15 protein-coding genes and 2 riboswitches are annotated in these 19,824 nt (G+C 65.7%); of the genes, 7 read left to right on the top strand and 8 right to left on the bottom strand.

Translation table 11 applies throughout. The features are described from left to right. Window positions 1–7: 7 nt before the first annotated feature. From ACP92_RS22355 to ACP92_RS22320, 8 genes are all read right to left on the bottom strand, one after another. Window positions 8–2,506, bottom strand: coding sequence for a TonB-dependent receptor (locus ACP92_RS22355; protein WP_013236402.1), 2,499 nt, complete (start codon window positions 2,504–2,506; stop codon window positions 8–10). Between the two features lie 106 nt (window positions 2,507–2,612). Then, window positions 2,613–3,593, bottom strand: coding sequence for a FecR domain-containing protein (locus tag ACP92_RS22350; RefSeq protein WP_013236401.1), 981 nt, complete (start codon window positions 3,591–3,593; stop codon window positions 2,613–2,615). Continuing rightward, window positions 3,590–4,099 carry a sigma-70 family RNA polymerase sigma factor gene (locus tag ACP92_RS22345; protein ID WP_013236400.1) on the bottom strand — a complete coding sequence of 170 codons (510 nt, stop codon included), beginning with the start codon at window positions 4,097–4,099 and terminating at the stop codon, window positions 3,590–3,592. The genes ACP92_RS22350 and ACP92_RS22345 overlap by 4 nt, the downstream gene beginning before the upstream one ends. A 174-nt stretch (window positions 4,100–4,273) precedes the next feature. Next, on the bottom strand, window positions 4,274–5,722 hold the full coding sequence (locus ACP92_RS22340; RefSeq protein WP_013236399.1) for a cytochrome c: 1,449 nt from the start codon (window positions 5,720–5,722) through the stop codon (window positions 4,274–4,276). A gap of 10 nt (window positions 5,723–5,732) precedes the next feature. Continuing rightward, a complete protein-coding gene (locus tag ACP92_RS22335) occupies window positions 5,733–7,514 on the bottom strand; it encodes a GMC family oxidoreductase (RefSeq protein ID WP_013236398.1) in 1,782 nt (593 codons plus the stop codon). A gap of 50 nt (window positions 7,515–7,564) precedes the next feature. Then, window positions 7,565–8,272: a gluconate 2-dehydrogenase subunit 3 family protein gene (locus tag ACP92_RS22330; protein WP_013236397.1), complete on the bottom strand. Its 708-nt coding sequence runs from the start codon at window positions 8,270–8,272 to the stop codon at window positions 7,565–7,567. Between the two features lie 195 nt (window positions 8,273–8,467). Next, window positions 8,468–9,388, bottom strand: coding sequence for a TorF family putative porin (locus tag ACP92_RS22325; protein ID WP_013236396.1), 921 nt, complete (start codon window positions 9,386–9,388; stop codon window positions 8,468–8,470). A gap of 149 nt (window positions 9,389–9,537) precedes the next feature. After that, on the bottom strand, window positions 9,538–10,614 hold the full coding sequence (locus tag ACP92_RS22320; RefSeq protein ID WP_013236395.1) for a putative urea ABC transporter substrate-binding protein: 1,077 nt from the start codon (window positions 10,612–10,614) through the stop codon (window positions 9,538–9,540). A gap of 67 nt (window positions 10,615–10,681) precedes the next feature. Beyond that, window positions 10,682–10,781: riboswitch (guanidine-I (ykkC/yxkD leader) on the bottom strand. A 446-nt stretch (window positions 10,782–11,227) separates the two neighbouring features. Between ACP92_RS22320 and ACP92_RS24935 the strand changes: the two genes are divergently transcribed. From ACP92_RS24935 to atzF, 7 genes are all read left to right on the top strand, one after another. Next, the gene (locus ACP92_RS24935; protein ID WP_167578371.1) at window positions 11,228–11,374 is read left to right on the top strand and encodes a hypothetical protein; all 147 of its coding nucleotides are present in this window, start codon (window positions 11,228–11,230) and stop codon (window positions 11,372–11,374) included. A 75-nt stretch (window positions 11,375–11,449) separates the two neighbouring features. Then, window positions 11,450–11,550, top strand: a riboswitch (guanidine-I (ykkC/yxkD leader). A gap of 147 nt (window positions 11,551–11,697) precedes the next feature. Beyond that, on the top strand, window positions 11,698–12,513 hold the full coding sequence (locus ACP92_RS22315; protein WP_013236394.1) for an ABC transporter permease: 816 nt from the start codon (window positions 11,698–11,700) through the stop codon (window positions 12,511–12,513). Next, window positions 12,510–13,286: an ABC transporter ATP-binding protein gene (locus tag ACP92_RS22310; RefSeq protein WP_013236393.1), complete on the top strand. Its 777-nt coding sequence runs from the start codon at window positions 12,510–12,512 to the stop codon at window positions 13,284–13,286. The genes ACP92_RS22315 and ACP92_RS22310 overlap by 4 nt, the downstream gene beginning before the upstream one ends. Before the next feature lies 1 nt (window position 13,287). Continuing rightward, window positions 13,288–14,019 carry an urea amidolyase associated protein UAAP1 gene (locus tag ACP92_RS24775; protein WP_013236392.1) on the top strand — a complete coding sequence of 244 codons (732 nt, stop codon included), beginning with the start codon at window positions 13,288–13,290 and terminating at the stop codon, window positions 14,017–14,019. 15 nt (window positions 14,020–14,034) lie between these two features. Next, window positions 14,035–14,670 carry an urea amidolyase associated protein UAAP2 gene (locus ACP92_RS24770; protein WP_013236391.1) on the top strand — a complete coding sequence of 212 codons (636 nt, stop codon included), beginning with the start codon at window positions 14,035–14,037 and terminating at the stop codon, window positions 14,668–14,670. 109 nt (window positions 14,671–14,779) lie between these two features. Continuing rightward, window positions 14,780–18,403, top strand: a complete 3,624-nt coding sequence (uca, locus tag ACP92_RS22295; protein ID WP_013236390.1) for an urea carboxylase — start codon at window positions 14,780–14,782, stop codon at window positions 18,401–18,403. Further along, complete coding sequence (gene atzF, locus ACP92_RS22290) at window positions 18,400–19,815, top strand: allophanate hydrolase (RefSeq protein ID WP_013236389.1); 1,416 nt, start codon at window positions 18,400–18,402, stop codon at window positions 19,813–19,815. Before uca ends, atzF begins: the two co-directional genes overlap by 4 nt. Window positions 19,816–19,824 lie beyond the last annotated feature (9 nt).

Here is a 19,824-nt window from a genome sequence, read left to right as displayed (position 1 = left end):
GGAGTGCTTACCACCGGTGGCTGTAGCTCAGGTTGAGCACCGCCCCCGTCGCCGGCAGGCGGCTGGTGTTGTTGCTGTTGCGCATGAGCTGGCTGTAGGCCGGCAGGTAGTAGCGGTTGAGCAGGTTCTCGATGCCCAGCGTGACGGTGTCCTTGGGCGTGAGCTGGTAGCGGCTCACCAGGTCCAGCGTGGTATAGCTGCCGACCTCGCGTCGGCCAAAGCTGGTCTGGCCGTTGAGACGGTAGTCGCGCGCCGCATAGTAGCTGGCCTGCAGGCGGTTGCTCCAGTGGCTGCCGGGCTTGTATTGCAGGTAGGCCGTAAGCTTCATCGGCGGGATGCGATAGCCGGTCATGATCTGGTCGCGGTTGCTGCCTTGCGGGGTCTCGCGGCCCCACATCATGGTGAAGGTGCCGCCGCCACCCCAGGCCGAGTCGTCCGGCAGGTAGTCGGCGCTGGCCTCGATGCCGCGGATCTTTTCTTCGGTGCGGGTCAGGATCAGGCCATTGTTGAAGCTCTGCACATCCCCCAGCCTGGAGGTGGTGTAGAACAGCGCTGCCGTGCCCACCACATCGCCGAAAGCGCCGCGCCAGCCCAGTTCATAGTTGTTGGTCTTGACCGGTTCCAGCGCGGACGAGTTGATGTCGAAGGCCGGCGTGGCATTGCGGATCTGCACGCCGATATCCGGCAACTGGAAGCCCTGGCTGAAGGACGCATAGAACTCATGGCCGTTGACCGGCTTGAATACCGCGCCCAGATTGCCCAGCCAGGCGTCATAGGAAACCGCGCCACCGCGCACCGCCCGCGGATTGGCCGCGCGGCTTTGCGACAGCGGCACGAAATCATCATAGCTGGCGCGGGCGCGTTCATAGCGCAGTCCACCCTCCACCGCCCATTGCTGGTTGAACTTGTGGCGCAACTGACCGAACACGCCCACTGTGCGGGTGGTCAGCGGCGGCATGTACATGAGCGTGCCGGTGCGCTGGAAGACCAGGCCGCCGCTGGCGTCATAGGCGTTGGGGCTGAAGATGTCGTCGGGCATGTCGCTGCGTTCCTGGTTGAAATCCATCCCCCACAGCAGGCTGCTGCGTTCCGACAGCGGCGTATCGACGGTGGCGCGCGCGCCCAGCACTTTCGAGTTCTGCATCACCTGGTCCACGTTGTTGCCGCGCGTGGCCACCGCTCGCGCATCGAAGGGCGTGAAGCGGGTGAAGTAGTCGCGGTAGTAGAGCTGGGTCGAGAGGCTGCTGCCGAGCACGTCCTTGTTCTGGTAGTCCAGGCCCAGCAGGGTGTTGCGGATCTGGTTCTGGTCGGCCAGCTGCAGTCCTTCCAGTGGCCGCGCCACGGTGCTGCCGGCGGGCAGGCGCGCCACTGAAGGGTCGGAACCATAGCGGCTGTCCTGCTCGGCCACATAACGGCTGGCCGAGAATTGCAGGCGCTGGTCGCGGTCGATGCGCAGCCCCAGCTTGCCGCCCACGGTGTAGTTGTTGCTGTCGAACAGGTCGCCCTGGCTGGGCTCCGGCGCCAGCCGGTTGCCCTTGCCATCGAAGGAACCGCCCAGGTGCTGCAGGCCCAGGTTCACGGCATAGTCCACCGCGCCCGACGAGCCGGACATGAAATGCGTCACCTCGCCGCCGAGCCCATCGCTGCCCAGGTGCGAGAGCGAAGAGCGCATCGAGAAGCTGGTTTCGACATAGGGTTCGCCACCGGCGGGACGGGTGGTCACGGCGATGATGCCGCCGGCTGCGCCCGCGCCATAGATGGCGCTGCTGCCGCGCAGGACCTCGACCTTGTCGATGCTGCTCATGTTGAGCGTGGCCATGTTGCGGGCCGAGTCACGATTGGTGTTCAGGGGAATGCCATCGACCAGCACCAGCATGTTGCGCCCGCGCAGGGTCTGGCCGTAGTCGGTGATGGTGTGGCTGGAATCGGCCATGCCGGGCACGATCTTGCTGAGCACCGTGGCCAGGCTGTCCGAACCCTGGCGCAGCGCTTCCAGTTCCTGGCGCTCCACGGTGTTGCTCTGGCGGGTCGGCCGCACCAGCGGGCTGCTGGTGCGTTGTGCGTTCACTTCGATGGCTTGCAGGGCGGGGGCGGCGGCCTCGCTGCGGGCGGCGTGCGCAGTGGCTGCCGTCGCGCCTGTTGCGGCAGCCGCAGGCCGGACCGTGTAAGCGCCATCGGCCAGTCGCTGCGCCTGCAGTCCGCTGCCGGCCAGCAGACGGGCAAAGCCTTCCTCGACACCGTAGTTGCCCGACAGGCCGGGACTGGTCTTGCCCGCCAGCAGGCTGGCGTCGAAGGACAGCGCCACACCCGCCTGGGCGGCAAAGCTGGAGAGGGCGCGCGCGAGCGGGCCGGCGGCGATGGTGTAGGCCTGCACGGCGTTGGCGCTGGCGGGCGCTTGCGCCAGCACCGCTTGCGGGCTGGCCAGCGTGGCCAGTGCACAGGACAGCGCGATGGAAAGCGCCGGGCGCTTCAGGAGGATGCGGGGAGGCTTGTGATGAGGATGCATGAGCGTCTTTCGGTAACGGAGCTGGGGTCAGAAGTCAGGTCTTCACCTGATCTGCCGCACGAGATCCGGAAATGGCTCACGCTGTTGCAAAATTTTTTTATCTTTGTTATCCGGCCGGCGTGGCGGGCAGCACGCGCACCCAGTAGCGGGTCAGCTGTTGCACCCGTACCGGTAGCGTTTGCGCCAGCAGGCGCAGCACGCGGTCGGTGTCGGCCAGCGGAAATACGCCAGAGACCTCAAGCCCGGCGATGGCCGGATCGGCTTGCAGCAGGCCGCTGCGATAACGTCCCAGCTCACCGATGAATTGCGCCAGGGGCATGCGCTCGGCAATGAGCAAGCCCCGGCTCCAGGCCGCCTGGGTATCGTCGCAGGGGCGCGGGGCAGCGCTGCCGCTGCGGGTGAAGCGGGTCTGCATGCCGCTGGGCAGGACGGTCTGCTGCGCGCTGCTGGCCGGGGTGATTTCCACGGCGCCTTGCAGTACGGCGACCTCGACCGCCTGGTCGCGTTCGCGCACGGTGAAGCGCGTGCCCAGGGGCCGCAGGCTGCCTTGGCGCGTGGCCACCAGGAAGGGGCGCGGAGGTTGCTGCCGGTCAGGCGCGGTGAGCACCATGATCTCGCCGCGTTGCAGCCTCAGCAGCCGTTGCGCAGGGGTGAAGTCGAGCGTGATGCGGGTATCGGTATTGAGCCAGAGGCGGCTGCCATCATCGAGCTGCACCTCGCGCCGCTCGCCGATGGCCGTCGCTATGCGCGCGCCCTGCTCCGGTCCGGAAAGGGCGTGATAGGCCAGCCAGCCCGCCGGCCCCAGCGTGAGGGCATAGGCCAGCAGCTTGATGGCTTTGCGCCGGCCCGCGGGGCCGACCTGCTTGAGCGCGGTCGCGCCGCCAGGCGGGAGCGCCGCAAAGGTCTCCTGCAACAGCGCGGCCCTGGACCAGGCCCGCTCATGTTCGGGACTGCGCTGCCGCCACTGGGCCAGCTTGCTGCGGCGGGCCGCATCGAGCGGTCCCTCGTGCATTTCCATGAGCCAGGTGGCGGCTTCGGTCAGGATGGCCTCATCGATGCCATCGACCGCTCGGGCCGGGCTTCTCACAGCGCCGCCAGGCAATGGCGCAGGGCCAGCACCATGTGACGCTTGACGGTGCTCAGCGAGATGCCGAGCAATCCGGCAATGCTGGCATAGGGCAGGCCATCGAGCTGCGCCAGCAGGAAGACCTGGCGGGCACGGGCCGGCAGCTGGTCGAGGATGCGGTCGATCTCGCACAGGGTGTCCAGCACCAGCAGGCGTTCTTCGGCTGAGGGCTGGCTGGGTTCGGGCAGCGCCGCCAGCGCTTCCAGATAGGCCGTCTCCAGCTGGCGTCGGCGCAGATGGCTGGCCACCAGGCCCTTGGCGATGGTGGTCAGGTAGGCGCGCGGCTCGCGCAGGTCAGGCGGCGGGCGATGGCCCAGCAGGCGTACGAAGGTGTCCTGCGCCAGGTCGGCGCCCAGGTGGCGGCAGGCCAGCCGGCGGCTCAGCCAGGCCACCAGCCAGCCGTGATGCTCGCGATAGAGCCCACCAATCTCTTGATGCGCCTCTGCGGGGGACATGAGGATTTCCATTCGGACGCCGCACAGGGGCGGTCTGCTTAATGCGAATGGTTCTCACTATATATTGGAACAAATGTCGTGCGCAACAGCCCGCGTGCATGATGCGAGTGACGCGATATTGCCCTCTTGCAATAATCGGCTGCTATTGTTGAGCTGGCGGCAATAAGATGAAATGGCGTTTTCCGTTCATGGCGCCCGCTCTGCAACGGGCACGGCGGTCTTGCGGACCTTTGCCACCTCCGCCGCCGTGGTGGTCCCGCCGCGGTTGCCCCAGGCGGTCTGGATATAGGAAGTCACCTCCGCCACCTGCTGGTCATCGAGCAGTTGCGCATAGGGCGCCATCACCAGGCCGGCGGTGGCCGAGGCGGTGGAGGGCTGGCGTCCGCCCTGCAGGATGATGCGGATGGCCGAGGTGGCGTCGCTGGTCTGCAGCACCGGATTGCCGGCCAGCGCCGGGAAGGCCTTGCCGTAGCCAGTGCCATTGCTGCGATGGCAGGCCGCGCAGCGATCGAGATAGATGCGCGCACCCGGCCCATCGGGGCGGCCATCGTAGGCGGCCTGGGCGGTGGCGGAATCGTAGCGGTAGGGCGCGGCCTGCTGGCGCGGCGGCAGGCTCAGCAGATAGCGCGCCATGGCGTTGAGATCGGCATCGCTCATGTATTGCATGGAATCCTCGATGACGTCGTTCATGGCGCCAAAGGAAGCGGTGTACTGGTTGCGACCCGTGCGCAGGAATTCCACCAGGTCGGCCTGGCTCCAGCCGGCGATGCCGCCGCCATGCTCATTGCGCAGCGAGGGCACGCTCCAGCCATCGACCACCTGCCCGCCGGAGAGGAACAGCCTGCCGCCGTCTTCCTTGAGCGCCTTTTCCTGCATCGTCACCGCGCGCGGTGAATGGCAGCTGCCGCAGTGTCCCAGCCCTTCGACCAGATAGGCGCCGCGCGCCAGTTCCTGGTCACTGCCGGCGGCCGGCGTGTAGGGGGCCGGGGTGGGCGCAAAGACCTTGCGCCAGAGCGCCAGCGGCCAGCGCATCGACAGCGGCCAGGGGATGTCATTGGCGCGGTTTTCCTGCGCCGAGGGCGGCACCGCCTTGCTGAAGTAGGCATAGAGCGCCTGCATGTCCTCGTCGGTCAGGCGCGAGTAGGACGGATAGGGCATGGCCGGATAGACCGTGTAGCCGGCCTTGGTGACGCCGGTGCGCATGAGGCGGGCGAAGTCCTCGTAGCTCCAGTCGCCGATGCCGTGCTGCTTGTCAGGCGTGATGTTGGTGGAATAGATGGCGCCGATGGGCGAGGCCAGCGCCAGCCCGCCCGCGAAGGGCGCGCCGCCCTTGCTGGTATGGCAGGCCACGCAATCCCCGGCGCGCGCCAGGTAGGCGCCGCGCAGGATCTGCTGGTCTTCTGCGCTGGCGCTGCCCTGGGCGGCGATGCGCTGCGCTAGCGCGGTGTCGGCTGCCGGGGTGGCGTGCGGGCGCAGGGGCTTGATCTCGCGGTTGAGCAGGCGCGCGCCCACCGGCGGTTGCGGCGGGATCGGCACGCTCAGCGAAGGCTCGGCCAAGGCCAGCGGGAAAGCGGCGGCGCCGGCCAGCGCGGCAGTCAGCAACAGCGACGGGATGAGGATCAGTGGTTTCATCATCGTCCCCGGTTCAGGCCTGCACCAGCGGTCGCGGGTCGTTGAGGTACTGCTCACGGATGGCGCGCGCCGACCAGTAGGTCAGGGCCACCGCCGCGCCGGTCGGGTTGTAGCCGATGCCTTGGGCGAATACGCCCGAGCCGACCGCAAAGACATTGTGTACATCCCAGCTCTGCAGGTAACGGTTGACCACGCTGGTGGACGGGTCCGTGCCCATGGCCACGCCGCCGGCCCAGTGCGTGGTCTGGTAGCTGCGCAGGTCGGGCGCAGCGCCGAAGTCCTTGACGGTGACCTTGATTTCCCTGGCCTTCAGTTCATGCGCGATCTTCACCGCCTGGTCGGTGACATAGCGGCTCATGCGGATATCGTTGTCCTTCCAGTCGAAGGTGAAACGCAGTAGCGGCTGGCCGAAGGCGTCCTTGTAGTTGGGATCGAGATCGACATAGACATCGCGATAGACCATGTTGGCCCCATGCACATCGAAGGACATGGTGTTGAGATAGCTGTCCTTGACGGCCTGCTTCCAGGCGCGCCCCCACCTGGGCGTGCCGCTGGGCACCGCAATGCCGGAGATCGGCTTGGACCCGGACGGATTGCACCAGATCGGCGAGCCGCCCACGAAGCCCAGCGGGCCATGGTCCATATGGTCGCCATTGAAATCATCGACGGCCACGCCATTGCCGCCTGCGCCGATGAAGCCATTGATGTTCTTGCCCGGCTCGAAGAAGGCATTGATGGTGGACATCATCTGGAAGGCGATATTGCGCCCCACCGCGCCGGTATTGCTGACCGGGTCATAGGGCTTGCCGATGCCGGAGAGCAGGAACAGCCGCGCATTGTTGTAGGCAAAGGTGCTGGCGATGACAATGCTGGCCGGCTGGAAGACGGTGTCGCCGTTGATGTCCACATAGGTCACGCCGGTGGCCTTCTTGCGGCTGCTGTCCAGTTCGATGCGCAGCACATTGCAGCTGCTGCGCAGCTCGAACAGATTGCTCTGCCGCAGCGCCGGCATGATGTTCACGTTCGGCGAAGCCTTGGAATAGTTGTAGCAGGCATAGCCGGAGCAGAAGCCGCAGAAGGTGCAGGGCCCCATCTGGCAACCGTACTGGTTCACATAGGGCGCGGCGGCATTGGCCGAGGGCAGGGTGAATGGATGCAAGCCCGCCTGTTGCGCCGCCTTGCGGAACAGCGCCGCCTGGTATTGCTCCTTCTGCGCCGGCAGCGGGAAGTTATCGGAGCGGTCGGCCTCGAAGGGATTGCCGCTTTCATCGACCACCTTGCCGCCGACCCGATAGGCGGTACCGGAGGTGCCCATCATCTTTTCGGCGAAATCGAAGTAGGGTTCCAGTTCTTCGTAGCTCACACCCCAGTCCTGCAGGGTCATGTCCTTGGGGATGAAATTCTTGCCGTAGCGTTCTTCGTAATGACTGCGCATGCGCAGTTCCTCGGGCAGGATGCGCCAATGGCAGCCCGACCAGTGCAGCCCCGCGCCACCCACCCCTTCGCCGGGTTTGAACATGGCGATCTGGCGATAGGGGATGGCGCTGTCGCCGGTCTTGCGGCGGAAGGTGAAGGAGGATTTGTTGAGGTTCTGGAACAGCTTGAAGCGCTGCTGGTATTCCAGCTCATTGATGGTCTTGGGATAGGCGCCGTCCGGATAGGTATCGCGATAGACGCCGCGTTCCAGCGCCACCACGCGCTGGCCGGCCTCGGTCATTTCCTTGGCCATGATGGCGCCGGTCCAGCCGAAGCCGACGATGACGACATCGACGGGCTTCATGTTCTTGTTGGCCATGGGCTTGGTCTTTCTCGGTTGGGCAGTGCAGGGGAGGGCGGCGACCCAGGTCAGCCGCGCGAGATCGGCGGCAGCGGATAGGATTTGCCGTATTGGTCGACCCAGTCGTAGTAGTCGGCCCGTGCGCCAGGGAAGCCGATCATCTTCCACGATCCCATGCCCCTGTTGCCGCCGTCGGTGGGATCGCAGAAATAGCCTTCGTGGACGTTCTGCAGCAGCAGGTTGAACAGCGCCGAGGGCGGGATGGTGGCCATCTTCAGGCTGCCCTGCTCGCCCTTTTCGAACTCGGCCATCATCTTTTCGCGCTGCTGGGTATTGAGTTCCACATAGCCATGTCCGTACTGCTGGCGGATGGCCGCATCGAATTCGGCCAGGCCCTTCTTGTACAGCTCGCGTGGCGGATAGGGCAGCTGGTAGCCGAATTCAGGGGGCGCGTCGGGCGTGAAGGGGCCTTGCATGTACCACAGCTGGCCCTGCCCATAGGGTGTGTTCATCTGGGCGTCGATGAATTCCGGCACCCCTGCCTGCAGCGCGCCGGGACCGGTGTCGTCCGCCGGGATGAGGGTGTCGGCCAGGGCGCTGAGCAGGGCGAATTCGTCGCGGTTGAAGAAGCTTGGCTGGTAAGGCTGGTCGGGGGATGGTCCCTCGGCCTTGGCCGTGAGGCTGCCGGCGGTCACGGCCAGCGCGGCAACTGGTGCGGCGGTGAGCGCGCCGCGCAGGAAACGGCGGCGATCGGGGGAGATGCTTATTTTTTTCATGGCGCGTTTCCTTGGAGGAAATCCGGAGCGTGAGCAAGGCCTTGCCTGACTCACGGCTGCGCCATCATGCGCGTGCTGAAGCGGAGGGGGGATCAGTGATCCTGCGCTTTTGCTGTCGGAAATGTCTGACGCGCCGACGACAGGGCTTGATACCCGGGAGGGATCAAGCCCTGCGATGCGGCAGTGCGAGCGGCCTCAGAAGCCCCAGCTCAACATCCCCACCAGCTGATTGCCCTGCTTGACGTCAAAGCGGTTGTAGCCGCCCAGGATGGCCTGCAGCGACCAGGTGATGGGCGAGTTGGGGAAGGGCGCCGACAGGCCCAGCGTCAGGTGGCGCAGGCCGCCGCTGCTGGGACCGTTGCCGGCAAAGCAGCCATTGACCGCGAACGCCTGTCCCGCGCCGCAGGCTGTTCCCGTGGCGGTATCGCGGGTGCCGAGGTACTTGCCTTCGCGCTTGTAGGTATAGGCGCCCAGGGTGCCGGTGAAGGTGATGTCATAGGGCAGCGGCTTGGTGTAGGCCAGGGTCCAGTAGGTGTCGCCCTTGTTGCCCCAGACCACGTCGTTGAGCAGGGTCTGGGCGTTCAAGGACAGCGCGCCCCAGGTCAGGCCCGCCTTGGTCTCCAGCGCATTGGCATGGCTGCCGTTGAGATAGTAGTAGCCGGTCATGCCCAGGGTATAGCCGAGGTCGCCGCTGATGTTGCCGGCGTAGGCGAAGTAGAGATCGTTTTCCACCGAACGCGGTTTCTGGAATTCGGTGATGCTGCGGTCACTGTAGGAATTGCCCAGCTGCTTGTACGAATAGTTGATGGTCGAGGCCCAGTAGCCAAAGCTCCAGCCGCTGCTGTGGACGAAGTCGATGCCCCATTGCAGCGCGGGCTGGTCCGATTCGGGCGCGTCGGCGCCGCTGTTGCCCAGCGGCTGCCCATTGCCATAGGTGGTGGTGACGCCGCGCAGCACGTAGCGCGAGGCCAGGTCGATGTGCTTGGTGATGGTCCAGGGACCGGCGGGCGCGGCGGCGGGGGCGTCCTCGGCCAGCGCTGGGGCGCAGGCCAGCAGGGCGGCAAGGGTGGCGCTGAAGGCGCCGAGGCGCGACAGGGAAGCGGTGTAGGTAGTCAAGGTTCTCTCCGTTGGGTTGGACTGGATCAGCTTGGATCAGTGTGAAAGCGAGGCACGAGCAGGGCCCGGCGGGTCCGTTGCCGGACCCGCGCAAGGCATTCTTGTGATGCTGGTACTGGGGGAACTACGGGCGCATGCGCGCAAACGATTTAGAGTTTTCCATCGGCCGCCATCTTCATGTAGGCCGGATCAAAGCGCAGCTTGACGTTCTTCTTGTCGCCGATCACCACGTTGCCGTCGAAGGCGATGCCGATGCCGTCGGCGCTCTTGACGTTGGGGCCGAGGATGCCGTGGTCAAAGCTGAACTTGGCGATGCGCCCCATGATGCCGGGCAGTTCCTTCTTGGTCGCGAACTCCAGCGCCGCCTTGGGCTGGTAGAACATGGCCGTGGCCGCCAGCTGCGCCTGGAAGCCGGCGAGGTCCGTGCCGGAAGCCTTGCCCATGGCGGTGAGCGCACGGGTGGCGCGTTCATCCTTGGCGCTCATGATGGCCATCATCTCGTACCACGCGCCGGTCAATGCCTTGCCGAAGGCGGGGTTCTCCTGCAGGGTCTTGGTGTTGACCACCATCAGGTCCATGATCTCGCCGGGCAGCTGCTTGGAGGTATAGACCAGCGAGACATCGGGCGAGGCCGCAATCGAGGACAGCATCGGGTTCCAGGTCACCGTGCTGGTGACGGCAGGCGTGGCGAAGGCGGCGGTGATGTCGGCGTCGCTGGTGTTGACCACCTTGACGTCACGCTCGCGCAGGCCGGCTGTTTCCAGCGCGCGCGCCAGCAGGTAGTGCGAGACCGAGAATTCCACCAGCTGCACCGACTGGCCCTTGATGTCGGCCAGCTTCTTGTTCTTCCCCTTCAGGACGATGCCATCGTTGCCATTGGAATAGTCGCCCACGATCAGGGCCGTGGAATCCACGCCACCGGCAGCGGGAATGGTCAGCGCATCCATGTTGGTCATGGTGCAGCCGTCGAACTTGCCGGCGGTGTACTGGTTGATCGATTCGACGTAGTCGTTCAACTGCACGGCGTTGATGGTGATGCCGTACTTCTTGCCCCACTTGGCCAGGATGCCCTGGGCCTGGGCTTCGCCCCAGGGCATCCAGCCGGCGTAGATGGAGGTGCAGACCTTGAAGTCGGTGCGGGGTGCGGCGTGGGCGGAGGAAAGCGCGCCCGCGAAGGCGGCCAGGGCGATGGCGGCGCCACCAAGGATTCGGGAAATGTTGTACACGGCGTAGGGTCCTCGAAGGGTTTATTGGAAAAAAGCCCGGGAGCGGCGCGGTCCTTGCGAACGCGTCATCTCCCGGGCTTTTCTCCCGCCGTGTAACCTCTTGCGAGGTCGACTGCTCTCGGACCAGACATCCGCAACAGCGAACCGGAACCCTAGCTGTCCATTGCAAATTGTGCTTACACAAGACCGGTATCACCGGCTCCCACTCGCTTTTCAGCAAGGTTCATGCCAATCCCGTGGCGAGGCCGGCGCGATGCGCGAGTGCGGATTTCGCTATTAATAGCAAGCCTGTCGGAAGCACGTTCGACGTGCCGGACATGAACGATGCTGGCGCAGCAGCGGCGCGCCAAATCGGTGCCGGCCTGCACCATGCTTGCGCTCGGCTTGTCCACGGCTTGCTGCGCGATTGTCTACGGCCCAGTACTGGAGCGGGTTTGCGCCCTGCGTGCAAGTGCGCGACGGCTTGGCCTGGAACTTGCATGCAAGATTGTCGTTCTCGCATAGGGCGAGCCAAGACGACTTGGGTCGAGCGCACAGGAGTACAGGAAGTGAGTGCGGCCTCGACAACCATCCCTGGACGGCCAGGCCATGTTCGCAGGAGTAGACCATGCCCATGACCCGATCAAGCGACGCTGCCGTTTTCCCCATCGCCTTTTCCAATGAGCTCGCACAGGCGCTGCCGCTGTGCGGCCGCATGCGCAGCTCGCTGCTGCTCATCGAAACCTTGGGCTATGCCTTGCGCTGGCTGCGCGGGCGATGATGGTATGGAATTTGCTGAAATCCACTGACATGCAGAGCAGCCCGCATCGCTGATCCGATGGCTGCGCAGGAAGTTCAAATAGCTGGCTAGGGTTCCGGTCTGCCGCAGGCAGATGACTGGTCCGAGAGCCGGCGACCTCGGTCGAGGTTACACGGCGGGACAAAAGCCCGGGAGAGAGTTGCACCACAGGTGCTGCGCTGCTCCTGCTTTTGTTCAACCCGACCGGAGTTACCCGTGATCGCTGTTCATCTCCCCAGGTCCCATCCGGCAGCCGCTGTGCTGCCTCCGTTCCCGTCCCGGTCAGTGCCGCAGGGAGGCGCGTCATGCGTTTCCTGAATCGCCATCCGGGCCGCTCCGGGCAATGGCTGCTCACGCTGCTGCCCTTCCTCATCCTGGCCCTGCTCTATGCCGTCGGCTCGGCCACGCGCCTGGCCGACAATCCCAATGACAAGCTCTTGCCCAGCCTCATGCAGATGGTCGATGCGGTGCGCCACATGGCCTTCATGGAAGACCCGCGCACCGGCGACTACCTGTTCTGGGCCGATACGCTGGCCAGCCTGCAGCGGGTCTTGCTGGGCCTGGGCATCGCCGCGCTGGCCGGGCTGGTGCTGGGCATCGTCAATGGGGTCTTCCCGGTATTGCGCGCCGGCTTCTCGCCGCTGCTGACGGTGATGTCCATGGTGCCGCCGCTGGCGATCCTGCCGATTCTGTTCATCGTCATGGGACTCGATGAATTGTCCAAGGTGATGCTCATCGTCATCGGCGTCACGCCCTTGCTGGCGCGCGACCTGGAACACACGGGCCGCGCCATTCCCGCCGAACTGCTGATCAAGGCCCAGACGCTGGGCGCCAACAGCTGGACCGTGGTACTGCGCGTGGCGCTGCCGCAGATGCTGGCGCGCCTGCTGGTCTCGCTGCGGCTGTCGCTGGGTGCGGCCTGGCTGTTCCTCATTTCCGCAGAAGCGATCTCGGCCACGGCGGGGCTCGGCTATCGCATCTTCCTCGTGCGCCGCTATCTGGCCATGGACGTGATCCTGCCCTACGTGGTCTGGATCACCCTGCTGGCCTGGCTGATGGACTGGCTGCTGCGCGCCGTGCACCGGCGCTTCTTCCCCTGGGCCGAAGGAGGCCGCGCATGAGCTATATCGAGATCCGCAACGTCTGGCAGCAATACGACCAGAACGTGGTGCTGGAACGCCTGAACCTGCGCGTGGAAGAGGGCCAGTTCTGCACCCTGGTGGGCGCTTCCGGCTGTGGCAAGTCGACCTTCCTGCGCCTGCTGCTGGGGCAGGAGCGTCCCAGCAAGGGCCAACTGCTGCTGCAAGGCCAGCCCTTTCCCGCCGAGCCCGACGCCACGCGTGGCGTGGTGTTCCAGCGCTACTCCGTGTTCCCGCACCTGAACGTGCTAGACAACGTGGCCATCGGCCTGGAGCTGCCGCGCTCTGCGCTGCTGGGCCGCCTGTTCGGCGGCACCAAGCGGCGCGCACGGGAGGAGGCGGCGCAGCTGTTGCATCGCGTGGGCCTCGGGCATGCGCTGGAGCTGTATCCCAGCAGCCTCTCGGGCGGCATGCAGCAGCGCCTGGCGATTGCCCAGGCGCTCATCGTGCGTCCCCGCGTGCTGCTGCTGGATGAACCTTTCGGTGCGCTCGATCCGGGCATCCGCAAGGAGATGCACACCCTGCTGCTGGACCTGTGGAAGGACAGCGGCCTGACCGTCTTCATGGTCACCCACGACCTCTCCGAAGGCTTCACCCTCGGCACCCGCTTGCTGGTCTTCGACAAGGTGCGCGTCGACCCGCAATACCCGCAAGCCTATGGCGCCCACATCACCTACGACATCGCCCTCAACGAGGCCCGCGCCCGCGAACAGGCCGGCAAGCTGGCCTCCCTCATCACTGCAAAGGAAAGCTGACATGAGCAAGGATCCCCTGGCCCTGCAAGCCAGACTCTACGAAGAAGTGCTGCCCGGCGGCGGCCATACCTCCTTCATCCTCAAGCGCGGCCAGTCGCTGCGCATCACCGACATCGAAGGCAGCGCCAACGTCAGCATGATGATGCTGAACGCCCAGCAACCCAGCGAACGGCTGAACCTGCCCGACACCCTCAAGGGCCAGCACACCGCGCGCCTGCAGGCCGGGCATTGCCTGTACTCCGACATGGGCCGCGTGCTGGCCGCCATCACCGACGATACCTGCGGCTGGCATGACAGCTTCGGCGGCGTGCTCAATGCCGAGGAAGTGCGCGAGAAATACGGCCAGGGCCGCTACCAGGAATTGCGCAACGGTTTCTATCGCAATGGCGTGGACAACCTGCTGGTGGAAATGGGCAAGTGGAACCTCGACCTGCAAGACCTGCTGATGGTGGTGAACCTGTTCTCGCGCGTGGAGGTGGATGCCGAAGGCGTCTTCCACTTCGTGCCCGGCAATTCCAAATCAGGAGACTACCTCGAGCTGGCCGCGCCGATGGACACGCTCATCATCCTGACGGCCCTGCAGCATCCCATGGACCCGCATCCGCACTATGCGCCGCGTCCGGTCCGGCTGGAATGGCTGCAGACGCACAGCGACGACAGCACCCATGCCTGCCGCCATGCGCGCCCCGAGAACGCGCGCGCCTTCCATAACACCGAACGCTTCCATCTCTGAGCCAGGGAGAATCTCATGCACATCATCGAAAGCCAGCGCGCCCCCGAACAAGCCGTGTTCCGTCACGTGATCCCGGCGGGCGAACCCTATCTCTTCAACCTCAGCGCCGGGCAGACCGTGCGCCTGCTGGACCTGGAAGGCAACCAGGCCATCGATACGCTCTTCTACAGCGCCGCCAATCCGCGTGAGCGCTACGATCCCCAGCGCACGCTGCGCCGCCAGAACCGCGCCTACCTGGGCGCGGGCAGCGTGCTGTATTCCAACCTGGGGCGTGCACTGGCCACCATCGTGGCCGACACCTGCGGCCGTCATGACACCTTGGGCGGGGCCTGCGCGCAAGAGAGCAACACGGTGCGCTATGCGCTGGAGAAGCGCTACATGCACAGCTGCCGCGACAACTTCCTGTGCGCCTGCCTGCATGATGGCCGCCTCAACAAGCGCGACATCGGCGCCAACATCAACTTCTTCATGAACGTACCGGTCACGCCCGAGGGCGGTCTCACCTTCGAGGACGGCATCTCCGCCGCCGGCAAGTACGTGGAGCTGTGCGCCGAGCAGGACCTGATCGTATTGATCTCCAACTGCCCGCAGCTGAACAACCCCTGCAACGGCTGGAACCCCACCGCCGCCGAAGTGCTGGTGTGGGACTAAGCCCGCTGCTTGCCCGTACGCAGCCCTGCACCTAGCCCTGCACCCCTCGCGGACGACCGCGAGCCGGTTTTCCGAATCACGGGACGACCCGGATTTCTAGGCCACTTGAATGTTCGACCATCTGCTCATCGCCAACCGTGGCGCCATCGCCTGTCGCATCCTGCGCACCTTGCGCACGCTGGACGTGACCGGCGTATGCGTCTATTCCGAAGCCGACCTGGGCAGCCTGCACGTGCTGCAGGCCGACCGCGCCATTTCGCTGGGCGAAGGCCCGGCCGCCCAGACCTATCTCGCCGTGGACAAGATCCTGGCCGCCGCCCGCGACAGCGGCGCCCAGGCCATCCATCCCGGCTATGGCTTCCTCTCCGAGAATGCCGCCTTCGCCGAAGCCTGCGAAGCTGCCGGCATCGCCTTCGTCGGTCCCACGCCTGCTCAGTTGCGCATCTTCGGGCTCAAGCACACCGCACGCGCACTCGCACGTGAACAGGGCGTGCCGATGCTGGAGGGCACGGATCTGCTGGAGAGCATCGACGATGCGCTGGCTGCTGCATCCCGTGTCGGCTATCCGGTGATGTTGAAGAGCACCGCGGGTGGCGGCGGCATCGGCATGCGCGTCTGCCGCAGTGATGCCGAACTGGCCGATGCCTTCGATTCGGTGCGTCGCCTGGGTCAGAACAATTTCAGCGATGCCGGCGTCTTCATCGAGAAATACATCGAACGCGCCCGTCATCTGGAAGTGCAGGTCTTCGGGGATGGCCGGGGTGAGGTGATCGCATTGGGTGTGCGTGACTGCTCGGTGCAGCGGCGCAATCAAAAGGTGCTGGAAGAAACCCCCGCCCCCAACCTGCCCGATGGCATGGCGGAAGCCTTGTGCGCGGCGGCCATCAAGCTGGCCAAGGCGGTGAACTACCGCAGTGCCGGCACGGTGGAGTTCGTCTATGACAGCCTGGCCGGACAGTTCTACTTCCTCGAAGTCAACACCCGTCTGCAAGTGGAACACGGCGTCACGGAGCAAGTGTGGGGTGTCGACCTGGTGCGCTGGATGATCGAGCTGGCCGCTGGCGACCTGCCGCCGCTGGCGCAACTGGCAGCCGGCCTGCAACCGCGTGGTCACGCGATCCAGGCGCGCCTGTATGCGGAAGACCCGGGTCGCCAGTTCCAGCCCTGTCCGGGCCTGCTGACTGCGGTCGATTTTCCGCCCGTCGATGGCCAGGCGCTGCGCATCGATACCTGGGTCGAGGCCGGGTGCGAGATCGCCCCGTATTTCGATCCCATGATCGCCAAGCTGATCAGCTGGCAGCCCACCCGCGAAGCGGCCCGCCTGGCGCTGGATGCGGCGCTGCGCGCGACCCTGCTGTATGGCGTGGAAACCAACCAGCACTACCTGCGCCAGATCCTGGCCGACGTTCCCTTTGCCAGCGGACAACCGTGGACACGCTGCCTGGAACAACTGGTCTATCGCGCCGATACGGTGGAGGTACTTGCGCCCGGCACCCAGACCACCGTGCAGGACCATCCTGGCCGCATCGGCTACTGGGCCGTCGGCGTGCCGCCCTCGGGGCCCATGGATGAGCGCGCCCTGCGTCTGGGCAACCGCCTGCTGGGCAATGCCGAGGAGGCGGCCGGACTGGAAGTGACCATGAGCGGTCCGATCCTGCGCTTCAATACCGCCGCCATGGTGGTGGTCACCGGCGCGGTCATTCCCGTGCTGCTCGATGGCGTGGCGCAGCCCATGGCCACCGTGCTGCACATCGCTGCTGGCAGTACGCTCAAGCTCGGCGCCATCAGCGGGGCTGGTGCGCGCAGCTACCTGGCCGTGCGCGGCGGCGTGCAGGTGCCGACTTATCTGGGCAGCCGCAGCACCTTCACGCTGGGCCAGTTCGGTGGCCATGCGGGCCGCGCCCTCGCCAGTGGCGACATCCTGCACCTCGCCCCGCTGGCCGCAGACGCCATGACCCAGGCCGGGCAGACCCTGCCTGCCGCCTTGTATCCCGCGCTGGAGGCAGTGCGCCAGGTCCGCGTGATCTATGGTCCGCATGGTGCGCCCGAATATTTCACGCCGGCCTACATGGAGACCTTCTTCGCCACCGACTGGGAAGTCCATTTCAATTCCAGCCGCACCGGCGTACGCCTGATCGGCCCCAAGCCGGAATGGGTGCGTGACAGCGGCGGCGAGGCGGGCCTGCATCCTTCCAACATCCATGACAATCCCTATGCCGTCGGCGCGGTGGACTTTACCGGCGACATGCCGGTGATCCTGGGGCCGGATGGTCCCAGCCTGGGCGGCTTCGTCTGCCCGGTGACCGTGATCGAGGCCGATCTCTGGCAGATCGGCCAGCTCAAGGCCGGCGACAAGGTCCGCTTCGTGCCGGTGGAGGTGAATACGGCGCGCCGCATTGCCCTGGCCGCACAAGCCGGCGTGGCCAGCCTGCAGCCTCAGCCGGTGGACTGGTCACCGGCGCCGCTGGCCTCGCCCATCGTGCTGGACCTGGGCCAGGATGAACGACGCCTGGTGGCGCGCCTGTCGGGCGACGCCAACCTGCTGCTGGAAGTGGGCAGCCCGCAACTGGACCTGGTGCTGCGCTTCCGCGTGCATGCCCTGATCACCGCGCTGGAAGAACAGGCCCTGCCGGGCGTGATCGACCTGACTCCCGGCATCCGCTCTTTGCAGGTGCATTACCAGCCGGAAGCCTTGCCCTTGCCGACGCTGCTGCAGACCATCGCCGGATTATGGGACGCCGTCTGCGCCAGTGAAAACCTGACGGTGTCGTCGCGTATCGTGCATCTGCCCTTGTCCTGGGATGATCCGGCCTGCCAGCTCGCCATCGAGAAATATATGACCACTGTGCGCAAGGATGCACCCTGGTGTCCCAGCAATCTCGAATTCATCCGCCGCATCAACGACCTCAAGGATATCGGCGCGGTGCGCGAGACGGTCTTCGACGCCAGCTACCTGGTCATGGGCCTGGGCGACGTCTACCTGGGCGCACCGGTGGCTACGCCGCTGGACCCGCGCCATCGCCTGGTCACCACCAAGTACAACCCGGCGCGCACCTGGACCGCCGAGAACTCGGTGGGCATCGGCGGCGCCTACCTGTGCATCTATGGCATGGAAGGGCCGGGCGGCTACCAGTTCGTGGGCCGCACCTTGCAGATGTGGAACCGTTACCGCGAAGTCGCGGCCTTCCGTGGCAAGCCCTGGCTGCTGCGCTTCTTCGACCAGATCCGTTTCTATCCGGTCACGGCCGAAGAATTGCAGACCATCCGCCGTGATTTCCCCTTGGGCCGCTTCGAGGTCGGCATCGAAGAGACGCAGCTGAATCTGGCGGACTACCAGGATTTCCTGCAGCGCGAAGCCGACGGCATCGCCGCCTTCCGCCAGCACCAGCAAGCCGCTTTCGATGCCGAGCGCCAGCGCTGGATCGCCAGCGGCCAGGCCAACTACGAGAGCGAGGAAAGCAGCGCCATCGCGCAGGAAGCCGCGCCTCTGCAGGACGGTCAGATGGCCGTCGATGCCCCCATCGCCGGCAACCTGTGGCAGGTCAAGGTCAGTCCTGGCCAGCGCGTGGCGCAGGGTGAGCTGCTGATGATCCTGGAATCGATGAAGATGGAAATCCATATCGCCGCGCCCGCAGCCGGCGTTGTCGCCGAGGTGCGCGTGCAGCCCGGCAGCCCGGTGCGCGCTGGCCAGTGCGTGCTGGTCATGGAAGACACGGAAGAGGAGGTCGCATGATCCATTCCTTCGACTTGCGCATCGATGCGCTCACCGCCGCCTATCGCAACGGCAGCCTGGACCCGCGCACGGTGATGCAGCGCCTGCGCGAGAGCGCTGCGGCGCTCAACCCGACCTACCGGCTCTACATCCATCTGTTGAGCCAAGCAGAGACCGAGCCCTACCTGCAGGCGCTGGAGCAGCAATCCCCGCACAGCCTGCCGCTGTATGGCGTGCCTTTCTCGATCAAGGACAACATCGACCTGGCGGGCGTCCCGACCACGGCCGCTTGTCCGGCCTTCAGTTACGTCCCGCGCGAGAGCGCTACGTTGGTGGCGCAACTGATCGCGCTGGGGGCGATCCCGGTCGGCAAATGCAACCTCGACCAATTCGCCACGGGCTTGAACGGCACCCGCTCGCCCTATGGCGCTTGCCGCAACAGCGTGCATCCGGACTATCCTTCCGGTGGCTCGTCCTCCGGCTCGTCGCTGGCGGTGGCGCTGGGCCTGTCCAGCTTTGCGCTGGGCACCGACACGGCCGGCAGCGGGCGCGTGCCGGCTGCGCTGAACAACCTGGTTGGATTGAAAGCGACCAAAGGCCTGCTATCCACCGCCGGGGTAGTGCCGGCCTGCCGCACGCTGGATTGCGTGACCTTCTTCACCGCCACGGCGGCCGAAGCCAGCCACTTGCTGGCCCTGTGCACGCAGTCGGGCCAGCCCGACGAGCGCGACGAATACAGCCGCGCCAACCTGCCGCACAATGACGCCTCGGCCTTCCAGCCGCCGCCTCAGGGCCTGCGCTTTGGCGTGCCGCGCCAGCTGGAATTCCTCGGGTGCAGCGAGAGCCCATCCCTGTTCGTGGAGGCACTGGCGCAGATGGAAGCCATCGGCGGCGTGGCCGTGCCCATCGATTTCAGTCCCTTCCTGGCAGCGGCGCGCCTGCTCTATGAAGGACCCTGGGTGGCCGAGCGCTACAGCACCATCGAAGCGCTGTTGCAGGAAAGGCCCGATGACATCCTGCCGGTAATTCGCGACGTGCTGCGCAAGGCGCCACAGTACAGCGCCGTCGATACCTTCCGCGCGCAATATCGCCTGCAGCAATTGAAGGCGGAATGCGACCGCATCCTGGCCACCGTCGATTGCGTGGTCACGCCCGCCTATCCACGTCCGGTGACGCTGGAAGAATTGCGCGAGCAACCGGTGCAGCGCAATTCCGACCTGGGCTGGTATACCAATTTCATGAACATGCTGGACTATGCCGCCGTGGCCACGCCCATGAACTTCATGAAGAACGGCCTGCCCTGGGGCATCACGGTATTCGGCCGGGCCTTCAGCGACCAGGCTCTGCTGGGCGTGGCCGACGCCTTGCAGCGCGCCCATGGGCGACCACTGGTCGGGCAGCGTCAGATCGAGGATCGTCGGCGGGCGGCTTGAGCGTGCGCC

The organism is Herbaspirillum seropedicae, from assembly GCF_001040945.1.
Taxonomy (GTDB): Bacteria; Pseudomonadota; Gammaproteobacteria; order Burkholderiales; family Burkholderiaceae_D; genus Herbaspirillum; species Herbaspirillum seropedicae.
This window is presented reverse-complemented; position numbering and strand designations above follow the sequence as displayed.